This window comes from Klebsiella sp. CB_Kp196 (assembly GCF_040061575.1).
In the GTDB taxonomy this organism is placed as follows: Bacteria; Pseudomonadota; Gammaproteobacteria; order Enterobacterales; family Enterobacteriaceae; genus Klebsiella; species Klebsiella michiganensis.
Genome location: NZ_JBEAFH010000050.1, coordinates 1 through 15,563, shown reverse-complemented (window position 1 = coordinate 15,563; position 15,563 = coordinate 1). Strand labels below are relative to the sequence as shown.

14 protein-coding genes are annotated in these 15,563 nt (G+C 54.9%); 8 read left to right on the top strand and 6 right to left on the bottom strand.

The features are described from left to right. Nucleotides 1-25: 25 nt before the first annotated feature. Together mioC and asnC are read right to left on the bottom strand one after the other, a co-directional pair. Nucleotides 26-466, bottom strand: coding sequence for an FMN-binding protein MioC (gene mioC, locus ABLU87_RS16760; RefSeq protein WP_009653317.1), 441 nt, complete (start codon nucleotides 464-466; stop codon nucleotides 26-28). A gap of 91 nt (nucleotides 467-557) precedes the next feature. Beyond that, nucleotides 558-1,016, bottom strand: coding sequence for a transcriptional regulator AsnC (gene asnC / locus ABLU87_RS16755; protein ID WP_004107306.1), 459 nt, complete (start codon nucleotides 1,014-1,016; stop codon nucleotides 558-560). Nucleotides 1,017-1,168: 152 nt separating this feature from the next. On the opposite strand from asnC, the gene asnA reads away from it, so the two are divergent. After that, nucleotides 1,169-2,161: an aspartate--ammonia ligase gene (asnA, locus tag ABLU87_RS16750; RefSeq protein WP_025107541.1), complete on the top strand. Its 993-nt coding sequence runs from the start codon at nucleotides 1,169-1,171 to the stop codon at nucleotides 2,159-2,161. A gap of 7 nt (nucleotides 2,162-2,168) precedes the next feature. Here the strand turns inward: asnA and viaA are convergent, their stop codons facing one another. Together viaA and ravA are read right to left on the bottom strand one after the other, a co-directional pair. Next, complete coding sequence (gene viaA, locus ABLU87_RS16745) at nucleotides 2,169-3,617, bottom strand: ATPase RavA stimulator ViaA (protein ID WP_014839869.1); 1,449 nt, start codon at nucleotides 3,615-3,617, stop codon at nucleotides 2,169-2,171. Further along, the gene (gene ravA, locus ABLU87_RS16740) at nucleotides 3,614-5,113 is read right to left on the bottom strand and encodes an ATPase RavA (RefSeq protein WP_014227354.1); all 1,500 of its coding nucleotides are present in this window, start codon (nucleotides 5,111-5,113) and stop codon (nucleotides 3,614-3,616) included. The genes viaA and ravA overlap by 4 nt, the downstream gene beginning before the upstream one ends. A 217-nt stretch (nucleotides 5,114-5,330) precedes the next feature. Between ravA and kup the strand changes: the two genes are divergently transcribed. The 7 genes from kup to rbsR all read left to right on the top strand — a co-directional run bounded on the left by kup (nucleotide 5,331) and on the right by rbsR (nucleotide 13,235). Further along, entirely contained in the window at nucleotides 5,331-7,199 is a 1,869-nt protein-coding gene (kup, locus tag ABLU87_RS16735; protein ID WP_014227355.1) for a low affinity potassium transporter Kup, read from the top strand. A 184-nt stretch (nucleotides 7,200-7,383) separates the two neighbouring features. Then, nucleotides 7,384-7,803: a D-ribose pyranase gene (gene rbsD, locus ABLU87_RS16730; RefSeq protein ID WP_004855789.1), complete on the top strand. Its 420-nt coding sequence runs from the start codon at nucleotides 7,384-7,386 to the stop codon at nucleotides 7,801-7,803. 10 nt (nucleotides 7,804-7,813) lie between these two features. Beyond that, nucleotides 7,814-9,319: a ribose ABC transporter ATP-binding protein RbsA gene (gene rbsA / locus ABLU87_RS16725; RefSeq protein ID WP_049084098.1), complete on the top strand. Its 1,506-nt coding sequence runs from the start codon at nucleotides 7,814-7,816 to the stop codon at nucleotides 9,317-9,319. Nucleotides 9,320-9,324: 5 nt separating this feature from the next. Further along, nucleotides 9,325-10,290 carry a ribose ABC transporter permease gene (gene rbsC, locus ABLU87_RS16720; RefSeq protein ID WP_004855792.1) on the top strand — a complete coding sequence of 322 codons (966 nt, stop codon included), beginning with the start codon at nucleotides 9,325-9,327 and terminating at the stop codon, nucleotides 10,288-10,290. A gap of 27 nt (nucleotides 10,291-10,317) precedes the next feature. After that, nucleotides 10,318-11,208 (top strand): ribose ABC transporter substrate-binding protein RbsB, encoded by an 891-nt coding sequence (gene rbsB / locus ABLU87_RS16715; protein ID WP_004855794.1) that lies wholly within the window; start codon nucleotides 10,318-10,320, stop codon nucleotides 11,206-11,208. Between the two features lie 98 nt (nucleotides 11,209-11,306). After that, entirely contained in the window at nucleotides 11,307-12,239 is a 933-nt protein-coding gene (gene rbsK / locus ABLU87_RS16710) for a ribokinase (RefSeq protein WP_177342542.1), read from the top strand. A gap of 3 nt (nucleotides 12,240-12,242) precedes the next feature. Further along, the gene (gene rbsR / locus ABLU87_RS16705; protein WP_014227359.1) at nucleotides 12,243-13,235 is read left to right on the top strand and encodes a ribose operon transcriptional repressor RbsR; all 993 of its coding nucleotides are present in this window, start codon (nucleotides 12,243-12,245) and stop codon (nucleotides 13,233-13,235) included. Here rbsR and mdtD read toward each other — a convergent pair. Together mdtD and ABLU87_RS16695 are read right to left on the bottom strand one after the other, a co-directional pair. Then, nucleotides 13,232-14,629 (bottom strand): multidrug transporter subunit MdtD, encoded by a 1,398-nt coding sequence (gene mdtD / locus ABLU87_RS16700; RefSeq protein WP_004855800.1) that lies wholly within the window; start codon nucleotides 14,627-14,629, stop codon nucleotides 13,232-13,234. The two genes, rbsR and mdtD, sit on opposite strands and share 4 nt — an antisense overlap. 12 nt (nucleotides 14,630-14,641) lie before the next feature. Continuing rightward, the gene (locus ABLU87_RS16695; protein WP_122117544.1) at nucleotides 14,642-15,343 is read right to left on the bottom strand and encodes a FadR/GntR family transcriptional regulator; all 702 of its coding nucleotides are present in this window, start codon (nucleotides 15,341-15,343) and stop codon (nucleotides 14,642-14,644) included. Between the last annotated feature and the right edge of the window lie 220 nt (nucleotides 15,344-15,563).

The following is a 15,563-nucleotide window of genomic DNA, read 5'->3' as shown; positions in this document are numbered from 1 at the left end:
GAAGAAAGTATGATCTTTACAATTCTCAGAGCAAGTTTTTCCAGGATCCCAGCCAAATCTCGGCCGGATCTTCCGGAATTTCATGTTCGAGAACGTTAATTTTTAGCGTTTCACCGATCTGTTTTGCCCCGCAGGCGTTGAGCGCCGTCTCGAGCTTATCAATTGCTCCGCAGAAGGTATCGTATTCACGGCTACCGATGCCGACTGCGCCAAAACGGACCGCAGAGAGGTCGACCTGCTTCTCCTGAAGCGCTTCATAGAAAGGCAGAAGATTATCGGGAATGTCCCCGGCGCCATGCGTCGAAGAGATAACCAGCCAGATCCCTTCCGCCTGCAGATCGTCGATCAGCGGGCCGTGCTGAATAGTCGTGCTGTGTCCAGCCTCTTCCAGCTTTTCCGCCAGATGTTCTGATACATATTCTGCGCTACCCAGCGTACTGCCGCTGATAAGAGTTATCTCTGCCATGATCGCCCGCTCCACTATTCAGAGTGGCGTATTGTACGCTGTGAGCGAGCTGGGATCTACCTGTGGAAAAATGTGGGATTAAAAAGCCCGATCACGGGCGGATGGTACGCATAATCGGGTTTTGCAGGACGATCAGCGTTTCAGTGGACTGAATTTCATCAATTGTTTGGATCTTGTTGATAAGTACATGCTGGAGCGCATCAATCGATCGGCACATCACCTTTATAAAGATGCTGTAGTGTCCGGTGGTGTAATAGGCTTCAGTAACCTCATCCAGGCTGTTTAGCCTGGCCAGCGCGGAGGGGTAGTCTTTCGCGCTCTTCAGAATGATGCCGATAAAACATCCTACATCGTAACCCAGCTGCTTGGGGCTGACGTCGATGCGTGCGCCGGTAATAATTCCGGCCTGCTTCATTTTCTCTACCCGCACGTGAATGGTCCCCGGGCTGACGCCAAACTGTTTTGCCAGTTCAGCATAGGCGGTGCGCGCGTTGGCCATTAAGGCCTCTAGAATGCCGCGGTCCAGATTGTCGATCTGATAATTTTCCATAGGTTTTTCTTATGAAGTTTGACGAATATTTCTATTTTAGCCTCAAATTTTAATGAATCAAAATCGATGCAGGCTTTTTGTTGTTGGATTATTGAATTGCAGCGCTGTTTTGTTGCTTAATCAATGGCAACAGGACGCAGGAGTTATAAAAAATGAAAACCGCATACATCGCAAAACAACGCCAGATTAGTTTCGTTAAGTCACACTTTTCCCGCCAGCTTGAAGAGAAGCTCGGCCTGATCGAAGTCCAGGCGCCGATCTTAAGCCGCGTGGGCGATGGGACCCAGGATAACCTCTCTGGTTGCGAAAAAGCGGTTCAGGTTAAAGTGAAAACACTGCCAGACGCCCAGTTCGAAGTGGTTCATTCACTGGCGAAGTGGAAGCGTCAAACCCTGGGACAACACGACTTCAGCGCGGGCGAAGGGCTGTACACGCACATGAAGGCCCTTCGCCCCGATGAAGACCGATTAACTCCCATCCACTCCGTTTACGTTGACCAGTGGGACTGGGAGCGCGTAATGGGCGACGGAGAGCGCCACAGCGGCACGCTGAAAGCAACCGTTGAAGCGATCTATGCCGGGATCAAAGCGACCGAAGACGCCGTCAGTAAAGAATTTGGCCTTACGCCTTTCTTGCCGGAGACGATCCAGTTTGTTCACAGCGAGGAGCTTTTAAGCCGCTATCCGGATCTTGATGCCAAGGGCCGCGAGCGGGCGATCGCGAAAGAGCTGGGCGCGGTATTCCTGATCGGTATCGGCGGCAAGCTTTCCGATGGCCAGCGTCACGACGTTCGCGCGCCGGATTACGATGACTGGAGCACGCCTGCCGCTGAAGGCTATGCCGGTCTGAACGGTGATATTCTGGTGTGGAACCCGGTGCTTGAAGATGCATTCGAGCTCTCTTCAATGGGGATCCGCGTCGATGCCGAAGCGCTGAAGCGTCAGCTCGCGATGACCGGCGACGAAGATCGCCTGCAGCTGGAATGGCACCAGGCGCTGCTGCGCGGAGAGATGCCGCAGACGATTGGCGGCGGCATTGGCCAGTCTCGCCTGACGATGCTGCTGCTGCAGCTTGAGCATATCGGCCAGGTGCAGTGCGGCGTGTGGCCAACCCAGGTTCGTCAGAGCGTTGCTGCGCTTCTTTAATCAGTGATTAACGCCGCCAGCGTCTCAGCAGGCGGCTACGCAACCCGGTATCAAAGCGCCAGATATGATCGAATACGCGCATAATGCCGGGCTTGCCGTGTACCGACATCGCCACTGCATGAAAACGATGTTGATGTTTATGCTGTAGCTCTCCCACCTTATTGATCACCTCATCCGGCAAGCGCTGGGCGATAAAATCAGAAATCACCACCGCATCCGCATCGACCCACTGCGGATTCTGCATACGCTCAATCACCGCCCGGAAGCAGCTGGCCAGATCGGTGCCGCCGCGAAAGCGCTGGCTCAAGAAACGAATCGCCTGTTCCAGCCCCTGCGGGCCGGTGAGTTCGTAGTGCACCACTTCGCTGGAAAACAGCATAATGAAGCAGCGGCGGTTATCCGCCAGAGCGACCCGCATCAGCGCCAGACAAAACGCCTTGGCGCACTGTTCATTGAAACCGCCCATTGAGCCGGAAGTATCGACGCAGACGATAAACGGCCCGCGCGGCTGTTCATCAACGTCCTGGCGCGTTACCGGCCGTTCGGTGATCTTTTCCTTCCACGCATCGCCATGTAGTCGATAGGTCAGCAGCTGCTTTTCAACCAGCTTGCGGTAGAACTCAAACTCCAGCTCGGTGATGCCGAGGGTGGCCAGCTCAGGCGGCAGCAGACGTAGAATATCGTCGCTTTGCTGAAGACCGTCGACCTGCTCCGGTACGGTAGCCGGTTCGCGCACCAGGCTGCGGAAGGTCTCCATCGGCGCATCTTTTTTCGGCACCGCTTTCGCTTCACGCGAGCGCCCCAGCTGTTCGGCGAGCTGCATGAGTTCAGGTTGTTGGCTTAAAAAGTCCCCGTAGCGAACGATCAGCTGGTAATCGCCTCGCTTCAGCTCTCCGGCGCTCATGTCCCACAGGTGTCCCGCCGCATTATCATTCTCCACCAGCACGGGCTCGAGCTGGCCGCTGAGGGTCATGCGCTCCTGAACTTCGCTCAGCAGCTGATCGCGCTCTTCATCCAGCAGCTGCTGATTAAGAGAGGTTGCCTGCACCACCAGGCTCAGACGCCAGCGCTGAAGGAATAACGTGTGCAGCGCCGGCGTAAAGGTGCTGTTGTTGTCCACCAGCTGCTGCGCCTGGCTGGCAAAAGGGGAGTGCAGCTTATGCAGCTGGCTCAGAATTTGCGGCAGCTGGACGATAAACTGCGAGGTGGAAAGCCGCTGTGATTGCTGATAGCACTGAACTTCCGCATCCAGCTCGGGCGGGACGTTGGTCTCTTTTAGTCGCGATCTGACCGCTTCCCGCCAGCGAGGAATGTCGGCGGCGATAATATTTTTGAGCCGCGGAAATTTTTCAAAGAATACCGCGAGTTGAGGCGCTGCCAGCAGGGCCAGCAGCATCTCATCGATCATGCCCTCTTCGCCGACTGCCAGCATGACATTCAGCATGTCCAGCGTCATGACTGGCGGGCCTGTTTAATCTGCGTTCCCACGTCCTGCAGGCTGGCTTCAATGCGCCCCAGCCACTCGCCGGGAATAAACAGACATTTTTGCTGTTCGCTGAAGCGGTTATGTTGCTGATGCCATTCGTCGTCCAGCGCCTCCAGCTGTTGCCTGATTTCTGCCGGCATATTTTCCCGTGATTCGCTACCGGGCAGGGAGAGTCGCGACCCCTGCAGGCTCACATCGCGCACGACCAGATGCTGGCTGGTATCGACATCCATATTCAGCTGCTGGGCAAAACCAATGCCGTTGAGCTTGCCGCGGATCTCACCCCCTTTCTCCAGCCAGTGAGCAAGCTCTTCACGAACAAACGTAATATGAATCACTTCCAGGTCGTGCAGTTTTAGCGGCTGCTGGAGAAGCAGCGTTAGCGTGGGGTCCTGCACTTCAGCAGGCAGTTCATAATGAGGTTTACGGCTGAACATCCCGCCGAGACGGGTGACTTTTAGCGCGGTCTTATCGCTTTGCTGCTGTTGAAGCTGAATGCGCCGTTGAATAATCGACCCGAGGCGGGTGAGCATCGCCTGCTGCTGCCAGGCGTGGCTGGTCATTAAGGTCTCAATCTGCACGGACATCAGATTCATCGTCTCAATATTGTGCCACAGGCAATCCTTCAGCAGGATCAGGTCTATTGGTGCAATGGTGTCGCGGCCGCTGAAAAAGGCGCTGGCCTGCAGCAGACGAATGGCTTTTTTCCAGCGACGATCTGAGACGTAGGGCGCGTTTGGCAACGTATCCAGCTGCTGGCGCAGCTGGAAAATCAGTTCAAATACGCTGTCCGGTAGCTTCACGCTGCCGATATCCTGCTGCCATTGCAGAAATTCCTCGTCGCTGACCTGCAAACTCGCCGGGACAGGATTACTGTTCTCGTCCTGCTGGCTTATCAGCATTGAGCGGAAGTTCGTTTTATCCTGTACCTTATCCAGCCATAGGCGAATAAGCATACGATCGTATAAGGCTTCCAGACTGTTGTCTGCCTCCGGGAGCTCGTTCGACGCCGCCACCAGCAGGCGCATGGGGATCTTCTCTTCGGTCGCCCCGTTGCGGAAATGGCGTTCGTTTATCGCCGTCAGCAGCGTATTGAGAATCGCCGGGCCCGCTTTCCAGATCTCATCGAGAAAAACAATTTCAGCTTCCGGAAGATAGCCGGCGGTCAAACGTTCGTAGCGCCCTTCATCTTTCAGCGCCTGAATGGAGAGTGGGCCAAAGACCTCTTCCGGCGTGGAGAAACGGGTCATCAGGTATTCAAATGCGCGAGCCTGCTGGAAGGCGAACTTGAGGCGACGGGCAATCAGGCTTTTGGCGATCCCCGGCGGGCCCAGCAGAAAAACGCTCTCGCCGCTGAGGGCGGCAAGCAGGCAAAGGCGTATTGCGTGGCTGCGTTCGAAGAGTCCTTTTTCCAGCGCGGCGCTGAGCCGGGAAATTCTTTCTGCCAGTAAATGTGATTGAGCCATAATAGAGTTGCGTGCTTTTTAGAATGTCGTTGTTAGGTCGAGTATAGATGTTTGATTAGGGGTGGTAATAGCCTGAAGAATCGATTTATTTTCTTTGAGTCAGGTTAAGATGATGTCAGTTAGGGGTACGATTCAGCAAATAATCGTGCATACTGTGCGCTTTTTGTGGGCCAAGGGACTAGGCACACATTTGTTTTATAAACGAAAAGACTAGTCTATGAGCACTGATAATAAGCAATCGCTGCCGGCAATAACGCTGGCGGCAATCGGCGTGGTATACGGCGATATCGGCACCAGTCCACTGTATACACTTCGTGAATGTCTGTCAGGTCAGTTTGGCTTTGGCGTTGAGCGTGATGCTGTTTTTGGCTTCCTGTCGCTCATTTTTTGGCTATTAATTCTTACTGTTTCACTCAAATACATCACCTTCGTGATGCGGGCAGATAACGCCGGTGAAGGCGGGATCCTTACGTTAATGTCGCTGGCGGGGCGAAACACTTCCGCGCGCGCCACGTCCATCCTGGTGATCCTTGGGCTTATCGGCGGCAGCTTCTTTTATGGCGAGGTGGTCATTACCCCTGCCATCTCGGTGATGTCGGCGATAGAAGGTCTGGAAATTATCGCTCCGGACCTGGATACCTGGGTTGTGCCCATATCCATCATTGTCCTGACGCTGCTATTTGCCATTCAAAAGCACGGTACCAGCATGGTGGGTAAGCTGTTCGCGCCGATTATGCTGATCTGGTTCCTGCTGCTGGCGGTACTGGGCGCGCGCAGTATTTTCGCTAACCCTGAAGTGCTGCAGGCGTTGAACCCTTACTGGGCGGTTCATTTCTTCCTCGAATATAAAACCGTCTCGTTTGTGGCGCTGGGGGCGGTGGTGCTGTCGATTACCGGCGTGGAAGCGCTGTATGCCGACATGGGGCATTTCGGCAAATTGCCGATTCGCCTGGCCTGGTTTTCGGTCGTGCTGCCTTCGCTGGTACTGAACTACTTTGGTCAGGGGGCGCTGCTGCTTAAACATCCGGAAGCGATTAAAAACCCGTTCTTTCTGCTGGCGCCGGAGTGGGCGCTGATCCCAATGCTGATCATTGCCGCCCTGGCGACGGTTATCGCTTCCCAGGCGGTTATCTCCGGCGTCTTCTCTCTGACTCGCCAGGCCGTGCGTCTGGGGTACCTGTCGCCGATGCGTATTATTCACACCTCGGAAATGGAGTCCGGGCAGATTTACATCCCGTTTATCAACTGGCTGCTCTATATCTCGGTGGTCATCGTTATTGTTAACTTTGAGCACTCCTCGAATCTGGCGGCGGCATACGGTATTGCGGTGACGGGAACGATGGTGCTGACCACCATTTTGTTCACGACGGTGGCGCGGCAAAACTGGCACTGGAATAAGTTTATTGTGGCGCTGCTGCTGGTTGCCTTTATGTGCATTGATATCCCGCTCTTCTCCGCGAACCTCGATAAAATCGTCTCCGGCGGCTGGCTGCCTCTGACCCTCGGTCTGGTGATGTTTACCATCATGACCACCTGGAAGAGCGAGCGTTTCCGCCTTCTGCGTCGGATGCATGAGCACGGTAATTCTCTGGAGGCGATGATCTCTTCTCTTGAAAAATCGCCGCCGGTTCGCGTGCCGGGTACCGCTGTTTATATGTCCCGGGCGCTGAACGTGATTCCTTTCGCGCTGTTGCACAACCTGAAGCATAACAAGGTGCTGCACGAGCGGGTGATTTTGCTCACGCTGCGTACCGAAGACGCGCCGTACGTACATAACGTTCGTCGCGTACAGATTGAACAGATATCGCCGTCGTTCTGGCGCGTCGTTGCCAGCTACGGCTGGCGCGAAACGCCGAACGTCGAAGAGGTTTTCCACCGCTGCGGGCTGGAAGGCCTGAGCTGCCGGATGATGGAGACCTCCTTCTTTATGTCGCATGAGTCGTTGATCATCGGCAAGCGGCCGTGGTATCTGCGCCTGCGCGGCAAGCTGTATCTGCTGCTGCAGCGCAACGCCCTGCGGGCGCCGGATCAGTTCGAAATCCCGCCTAACCGGGTTATTGAACTCGGCACCCAGGTTGAGATTTGATTCACTAGGGCCCTTCTTAATGAAGGGCTTTTTTGTTTTATCTGCTCGCTTCAGACTTTCTCGCTGCTGCGTTGCGAAACGTTTCGATGACGATCACAATTCTCACATCTGGTGATGGTTTTCTGTTCTCTTATTGCTAATACTTATACCAGCGAAACGTTTCGCTAATGGAGCAAAAGAGAAAATGAAAAAAGGTACCGTCCTCAATGCTGATATCTCGTCGGTCATCTCCCGTCTGGGGCATACCGATACGCTGGTTGTTTGCGACGCTGGTTTACCGGTTCCCCGCAGCAGCGCGCGTATTGATATGGCGTTAACCCACGGGGTTCCCTCCTTTATGCAGGTTCTGGAGGTGGTGACGAGCGAAATGCAGGTTGAAGCGGCTATCCTTGCGGAAGAGATTAAAACCCTTAATCCGCAGCTCCATGCGACGTTGCTCACTCACCTTGAGCAGCTGCAGCAGCACCAGGGAAACACCATTGAAATTCGTTACACCAGTCATGAGCAGTTTAAAAAAGAAACCGCAGACAGTCAGGCGGTGATTCGCAGCGGGGAGTGTTCCCCGTATGCGAACGTTATTCTCTGTGCCGGCGTGACGTTCTGAGGTCGCCGATATGGAAGCCTTATTGCAACTAAAAGGGATCGATAAAGCGTTCCCTGGCGTCAAGGCGCTCTCCGGCGCCTCGCTAAATGTCTATCCAGGTCGCGTGATGGCGCTGGTCGGGGAGAACGGTGCCGGCAAATCTACCATGATGAAGGTGCTGACCGGTATCTACTCCCGCGATGCCGGTTCGCTGCTGTGGTTGGGGAAAGAGACCACTTTCAACGGACCTAAATCTTCTCAGGAAGCCGGAATCGGCATCATTCACCAGGAACTCAACCTGATCCCCCAGCTGACGATCGCCGAGAATATTTTCCTCGGTCGTGAGTTTGTGAATCGCTTTGGCAAAATTGACTGGAAAACGATGTATGCCGAAGCTGACAAGCTATTGGCAAAGCTGAACTTACGCTTCAACAGCCAAAAGCTGGTGGGCGATTTGTCGATCGGCGATCAGCAGATGGTCGAGATCGCTAAAGTGCTGAGCTTTGAGTCGAAGGTCATCATTATGGATGAACCCACCGACGCGCTAACCGACACCGAGACCGAATCCCTGTTCCGCGTGATCCGCGAACTGAAATCGCAGGGGCGCGGTATTGTCTATATCTCTCACCGTATGAAAGAGATCTTCGAAATTTGCGATGACGTCACGGTCTTCCGCGATGGGCAGTTTATCGCCGAGCGCGAAGTGGCCAGCCTGGATGAAGATCTGCTGATTGAGATGATGGTCGGCCGCAAGCTGGAGGATCAGTATCCGCATCTGGACAAAGCCCCGGGCGCGGTTCGCCTTAAGGTCGACAACCTGTGCGGCTCAGGGGTGGAGAACGTCTCCTTTATTCTGCGCCAGGGCGAAATCCTCGGCGTTGCCGGGCTGATGGGCGCCGGACGAACCGAACTGATGAAGGTGCTCTACGGTGCGCTGCCGCGCAGCAGCGGATCGGTTACCCTGGATGGGCATGAGGTCATTACGCGTTCTCCGCAGGATGGCCTGGCCAACGGCATTGTTTATATCTCCGAAGACCGCAAGCGCGATGGTTTAGTGCTCGGCATGTCGGTTAAAGAGAATATGTCGCTCACCGCGCTGCGTTACTTCAGCCGCAGCGGCGGTAGCCTGAAGCATAAAGATGAACAGCAGGCGGTAGGTGATTTTATCCGCCTGTTTAATGTGAAAACGCCGTCGATGGAGCAGGCTATTGGGCTGCTATCGGGCGGTAACCAGCAGAAGGTGGCGATTGCCCGCGGCTTGATGACCCGTCCGAAGGTGCTGATCCTTGATGAACCGACCCGCGGCGTCGACGTCGGGGCGAAGAAAGAGATCTACCAGCTGATTAACCAGTTTAAAGCCGAAGGCCTGAGCATCATTCTGGTCTCTTCGGAGATGCCGGAAGTGCTGGGCATGAGCGATCGCATCATGGTGATGCATGAAGGGCACCTCGGCGGTGAATTCACACGCGAGCAGGCCACCCAGGAAGTATTGATGGCTGCCGCTGTGGGCAAGCTTAACCGTGTGAATCAGGAGTAAAAAAGATGAATAACCCGGCTGTTTCTGGTCGTCGCTACTTCACAAAAGCGTGGCTGATGGAGCAAAAATCGCTGATTGCCCTGCTGGTGCTGATTGCGATTGTCTCGACCATGAGCCCCAACTTTTTTACCGTGAATAACCTGTTCAATATTCTGCAGCAGACTTCAGTTAACGCCATTATGGCGGTCGGGATGACGCTGGTTATCCTGACTTCGGGCATCGACCTGTCCGTCGGCTCCCTGCTGGCGCTGACCGGCGCGGTGGCGGCTTCCATTGTCGGGATTGAGGTCAACGCGCTGGTGGCGGTGGCCGCTGCGCTGGCGTTAGGTGCGGCAATTGGCGCCGTGACCGGCGTGATCGTGGCGAAAGGGCGCGTACAGGCATTTATCGCCACGCTGGTCATGATGCTGCTACTGCGCGGCGTGACGATGGTGTATACCAACGGCAGCCCGGTAAACACCGGCTTTACCGACAACGCCGATCTGTTTGGCTGGTTCGGGATTGGCCGTCCGCTGGGGATCCCAACGCCGGTGTGGATTATGGCGATCGTCTTCCTGGCCGCCTGGTACATGCTGCACCATACCCGCCTGGGTCGTTATATCTACGCGCTCGGCGGCAACGAAGCGGCAACGCGTCTTTCCGGCATCAGCGTGAATAAAGTTAAAATCATCGTCTATTCTTTGTGCGGCATGCTGGCCTCGCTGGCCGGCATTATTGAGGTTGCGCGTCTCTCTTCCGCGCAGCCGACGGCGGGCACCGGATATGAACTGGATGCGATTGCGGCGGTGGTGCTCGGCGGTACCAGCCTTGCGGGCGGTAAAGGCCGTATTGTCGGGACGCTGATTGGCGCGTTGATCCTTGGCTTTCTGAACAACGGACTGAATTTATTAGGCGTTTCATCCTATTACCAGATGATCGTGAAAGCGGTGGTTATTTTGCTGGCGGTACTGGTAGATAACAAGAAGCAGTAACTGATAACTCTACAGGACATCTTAACTATGAATATGAAAAAACTGGCGACCCTGGTCTCTGCTGTAGCGTTAAGTGCGACCGTAAGCGCAAACGCGATGGCAAAAGACACTATCGCTCTGGTTATCTCAACCCTTAACAACCCGTTCTTTGTCTCGCTGAAGGATGGCGCGCAAAAAGAAGCGGACAAACTGGGCTATAACCTGGTGGTTCTGGACTCGCAGAATAACCCGGCCAAAGAGCTGGCTAACGTGCAGGATTTAACCGTTCGTGGTACCAAACTGCTGCTGATCAACCCAACGGATTCCGATGCGGTGGGTAACGCCGTGAAGCTGGCTAACCAGGCTAAAATTCCGGTTATCACCCTCGACCGTCAGGCGTCAAAAGGCGACGTGGTGAGCCATATCGCGTCTGATAATGTGCTGGGCGGTAAGATGGCCGGTGACTATATCGCGAAGAAAGTCGGTGAAAGCGCGAAGATCATTGAACTACAGGGCATTGCCGGGACGTCCGCGGCGCGCGAGCGTGGCGAAGGTTTCCAGCAGGCCGTTGCTGCGCATAAGTTTAACGTTCTGGCCAGCCAGCCGGCAGATTTTGACCGTACCAAGGGCCTGAACGTCATGCAGAACCTGCTGACGGCGCATCCTGATGTACAGGCCGTATTCGCCCAAAACGATGAAATGGCGCTGGGCGCGCTGCGTGCCCTGCAAACGGCAGGCAAATCTGATGTGATGGTTGTTGGATTTGACGGCACTCCGGATGGCGAAAAAGCGGTAAATAGTGGCAAACTGGCAGCGACCATCGCCCAGTTACCGGAACAGATCGGCGTGAAAGGCGTTGAGACAGCCGATAAAGTGCTGAAGGGCGAAAAAGTGGAAACCAGCTATCCGGTTGAGTTGAAACTGGTCATTAAGCAATAATGTGCGATTCGGATCGGCGACGGTCCGAGGGACAACATAATAAAGAAAAGCAGGGCATGCGCCACCGGATTCTGGTGGCGCGCTTTCCGGGAATATTGATTATGAAAACCGCAGGCAAACTTGTCGTCCTTGGCAGTATCAACGCCGATCACATCCTGAATCTTGACGCCTTCCCAACGCCGGGTGAAACCGTTACCGGTCATCACTATCAGGTCGCTTTTGGCGGTAAGGGCGCAAACCAGGCGGTTGCTGCCGGACGCAGCGGAGCCAATATCGCCTTTATCGCCTGTACCGGCGATGATGATATTGGCGAACGCGTTCGTCGTCAGCTGAAAAGCGATAATATCGACGTCGCGCCGATCAGGGCCGTTGCCGGAGAATCAACCGGCGTGGCGCTGATTTTTGTTAACGCTGAAGGTGAGAATACTATCGGTATTCATGCTGGCGCTAACGCCGCGCTCAGCGTGGCTCAGGTTGATGCGGAAAAAGAGCGTATTGCCGGCGCGCAGGCGCTGCTGATGCAGCTGGAATCGCCGCTGGAAAGCGTACTGGCCGCGGCGAAAATCGCTCACCAGAATCAAACCTCAGTTATCCTCAATCCGGCGCCGGCACGTGAACTGCCCGATGAACTGCTCACGCTGGTGGATATCATTACCCCTAACGAGACCGAAGCGGAAAAGCTCACCGGCGTTCGCGTAGAAAGCGACGATGATGCGGCAAAAGCCGCCAAAGTGCTCCATGATAAAGGTATTGGTACGGTGATCATTACGCTTGGCAGCCGTGGCGTTTGGGCCAGCAGCGAAGGTGAAGGTCGTCGGGTTCCCGGTTTTAAAGTGCAGGCGGTTGATACCATCGCCGCTGGCGATACCTTTAATGGTGCGCTGGTCACCGCGCTGCTTGAAGGTAGTGAACTGGCGCAGGCGATTCGTTTTGCCCATGCCGCCGCTGCTATCGCCGTCACCCGCAAAGGGGCTCAGCCCTCCGTGCCCTGGCGAAAAGAAATAGACGAATTTTTACGTCAACAGGGGTAACGATTGGCTACCATGAAGGATGTAGCCCGCATTGCGGGCGTTTCCACTTCGACGGTTTCTCATGTCATCAACAAAGATCGTTTCGTTAGCGAAGCGATTACCGCTAAAGTCGACGCCGCGATTAAGAGCCTGAACTACGCACCGTCCGCGCTGGCGCGCAGCCTCAAATTAAATCAAACCCGCACCATAGGCATGCTCATTACCGCCAGTACCAATCCGTTTTACTCGGAGCTGGTGCGCGGCGTGGAGCGCAGCTGCTTTGAACGGGGTTATAGCCTTGTGCTATGTAATACCGAAGGCGATGAACAGCGGATGAACCGTAATCTGGAGACGCTGATGCAAAAGCGTGTCGATGGTTTACTGCTGCTGTGCACTGAAACGCATCAACCTTCGCCGGAGATTATGCAGCGCTACCCTTCTGTACCGACGGTGATGATGGACTGGGCGCCGTTCGACGGCGATAGCGATCTGATTCAGGATAACTCTCTGCTGGGCGGCGATATGGCGACGCAGTATCTGATCGACCAGGGCTATACGCGGATTGCCTGTATTGCGGGTCCGCTGGATAAAACTCCTGCCCGACTGCGCCTGGAGGGATATCAGGAAGCGATGGCCCGAGCCGGACTCACGGTACCTGAAGGATATGTGATTAGCAGCGATTTTGAGTTTGGCGGCGGTTTCAGCGCCATGCAGAAGCTGCTGATGCTGCCAGCGCTGCCGCAGGCGGTGTTTATCGGTAACGATGCGATGGCGGTAGGCGCCTATCAGGCCCTTTATCAGAGCGGTCTGCGTATCCCACAGGATATGGCGCTGGTAGGCTATGACGACATTGAACTGGCGCGCTATATGACGCCGCCGTTAACCACAATTCATCAACCGAAAGATGAACTGGGCGAGCTGGCCATCGATGTGCTGATTCACCGTATGGCCGACCCGGGACAAAAACAGCAGCGCGTACAGTTAACCCCCGAGCTGGTGGTTCGCGGCTCAGCCTAACGCTTATGCCGCTCCTTAATCAGGTTGCGGCCATCTTTTGCTCTTAATAAGGTAAATACCAGCGCCGATACCACGGTAATAACCCCCATAGTAATAAAGGTGTAGTGAAACTGCTCGATGGTATTTGCGCTATCGAATCCTTCATAAAACCGCAGCACCGCCGCGCTAACGGCGACCCCGAGACTGATCGATAGCTGCTGCGTCACGGCCAACATGCTGTTGCCGCTGCTGGCGTTTTCATCGGTTAAATCGGCGAGCGTGATGGTGTTCATGGAGGTGAACTGGGTGGACATTGCCATTCCCAGAATGAAGAGCGGCAGCAGCAGCATCCAGATCGACATATCCGGCGATTGCAGCGAAAACTGAGCGATCATCAGGCCAATAAATATCGTGACCCCAACCAGCGTTTTACGGTAACCAAACCAGCGAAGAATCTGGGTGACGGTTGATTTCGCAATAATCGAACCAATAGCCGTAGGCGCTATCATGCAGCCGGCGACGATCGCCGGATAACCGAAGCCAACCTGTAACATCAGCGGCATCAGGAACGGAACGCAACCGGTACCCAGGCGCGTGGCCAGGTTTCCCGCAATCCCGACAGAGAAAGTATGCGTCTTGAATAAAGAAAGCGAAATGAGCGGCGTGGGATGGCGGCGAGCGTGACGAATATAGGCCCACAGTAAAACGATGCTCAGGGCGATAACCGCCAGAGCCATCCATGTGGCGACAATTTTCTCGCCAAACAGCTCGATTCCGCTGGAAAACAGAACCAGGCTCAGGCCAAACAGGATAAAACCGAGCGTGTCGAAGCGGCGCCGTGGCGTGGTGAAATCCGGCATATACTTGCGGGCATACACGATCCCGATAATACCGATGGGAATATTAATCAGGAAAATCCAGTGCCAGCTGGCCCAGGTCACCAGTACGCCGCCGAGCACGGGACCGAGGATAGGGCCGACCAGTCCAGGCATCGTGACGAAGTTGAGCACCGGCAGCAGTTCGCTGCGCGGATAGGCGCGCAGTAGCGCCAGCCTGGCTACCGGCATCATCATGGCCCCGCCGATGCCCTGAATGACGCGGAAGATAACCAGTTCCATCAGGGAGTTGGAAAGCGCGCAGGCCAGGGAACCGAGGGTAAACAGGCTGACGGCGATGATAAACACTTTTCGCGTGCCGAAGCGGTCGGCCAGCCAACCGCTGACCGGGATAAGCATGGCCACCGTCAGCGTATAGCTGATAATGGCCGACTGCATCGCTAGCGGTGAACGGTTGAGACTATGGGCGATAGCGGGAAGGGCTGTATTCAGAATGGTGGCGTCGAGCGCCTGCATAAAAAAAGCCATCGCTGCGATCCATGGCAGCCCGGCCATACTGCGGGCTTTCTTTTTGGTCATTCGATACCCTTGCTATTTATCGGAATGGTTGGGAGCGCTCAACAACGCCTGGCAGGCGCTCAGCGCCCGCAAGCCGTCGCTATCCAGAATGGCATCAACGATTGCCTGGTGCAGATCCAGTTTCACCACTTCATTCTGCGTAATCGACGTGAAGTAGGTGTGATAGACCGAATGAAATAAAGAAGCGAAAGAGATCAGGAAAGGGTTGCCGCTCATTTCATATATATGTTCATGCCAGGCCATATCGACTTCAATCCAGCGTTCGCGCTGAAAGTTCCTCTTCAGCTCAACCATCTCCTCCATCAAAGCGTTTAGCTGGGCTTTTTGCTCCGGCGTCCCTGAGGTTGACGCCAGGAAACAGGTTTGAGGTTCCAGACTGCCGCGCATCACGAGGAAATGGCTGACAACATCGGAGAAGTTATCTTCTGTTAACCACCAGGCCAGGAGTTCTTTATCGAGAAAGTTCCAGCTGCTGCGTGGCATCACCCGCGTTCCGATGCGCGGTCGTGGTAAAAGCATGCCTTTTGCCGCTAGCGTCTTCACCGCTTCACGCACGGCGGTGCGGCTCACGCCAAACTGCTCGCCCAGTTCCATCTCGCCTGGAAGGATACTTTCTGGCTGATATTCACCGGTCAAAATTTTTTGAGCCAGCTTCTCCGCTAATACCCAGGAGATATTCTTTTGTGCCGCCAACTGCTGTGCGCTTAAAGACATACGTGCCGTTCCTTTCTCTTTTTTACCTTACCAGTATGCCATCTGGCGGCTTACTTCGTTGGTTAAAACGGCAAAACGCCGGTTTTTTGCTACATTACGCGCCGTAATGATGAAAAAAGAGGCGGTTAAAAAGTTTTTTGCATTTAGCCCTTGTCACTTCGGAATAACTCCCTATAATGCGCCTCCACTGACACGGAACAACGGCTTACAGCCCGCCGGG

What these genes read in the sequence shown, in the direction of transcription:
- mioC (WP_009653317.1), bottom strand. Translation starts at nt 466, where the DNA reads ATGGCAGAGATAACTCTTATCAGCGGCAGTACGCTGGGTAGCGCAGAA.
- asnC (WP_004107306.1), bottom strand. Translation starts at nt 1,016, where the DNA reads ATGGAAAATTATCAGATCGACAATCTGGACCGCGGCATTCTAGAGGCC.
- asnA (WP_025107541.1), top strand. Translation starts at nt 1,169, where the DNA reads ATGAAAACCGCATACATCGCAAAACAACGCCAGATTAGTTTCGTTAAG.
- viaA (WP_014839869.1), bottom strand. Translation starts at nt 3,617, where the DNA reads ATGACGCTGGACATGCTGAATGTCATGCTGGCAGTCGGCGAAGAGGGC.
- ravA (WP_014227354.1), bottom strand. Translation starts at nt 5,113, where the DNA reads ATGGCTCAATCACATTTACTGGCAGAAAGAATTTCCCGGCTCAGCGCC.
- kup (WP_014227355.1), top strand. Translation starts at nt 5,331, where the DNA reads ATGAGCACTGATAATAAGCAATCGCTGCCGGCAATAACGCTGGCGGCA.
- rbsD (WP_004855789.1), top strand. Translation starts at nt 7,384, where the DNA reads ATGAAAAAAGGTACCGTCCTCAATGCTGATATCTCGTCGGTCATCTCC.
- rbsA (WP_049084098.1), top strand. Translation starts at nt 7,814, where the DNA reads ATGGAAGCCTTATTGCAACTAAAAGGGATCGATAAAGCGTTCCCTGGC.
- rbsC (WP_004855792.1), top strand. Translation starts at nt 9,325, where the DNA reads ATGAATAACCCGGCTGTTTCTGGTCGTCGCTACTTCACAAAAGCGTGG.
- rbsB (WP_004855794.1), top strand. Translation starts at nt 10,318, where the DNA reads ATGAATATGAAAAAACTGGCGACCCTGGTCTCTGCTGTAGCGTTAAGT.
- mdtD (WP_004855800.1), bottom strand. Translation starts at nt 14,629, where the DNA reads ATGACCAAAAAGAAAGCCCGCAGTATGGCCGGGCTGCCATGGATCGCA.
- ABLU87_RS16695 (WP_122117544.1), bottom strand. Translation starts at nt 15,343, where the DNA reads ATGTCTTTAAGCGCACAGCAGTTGGCGGCACAAAAGAATATCTCCTGG.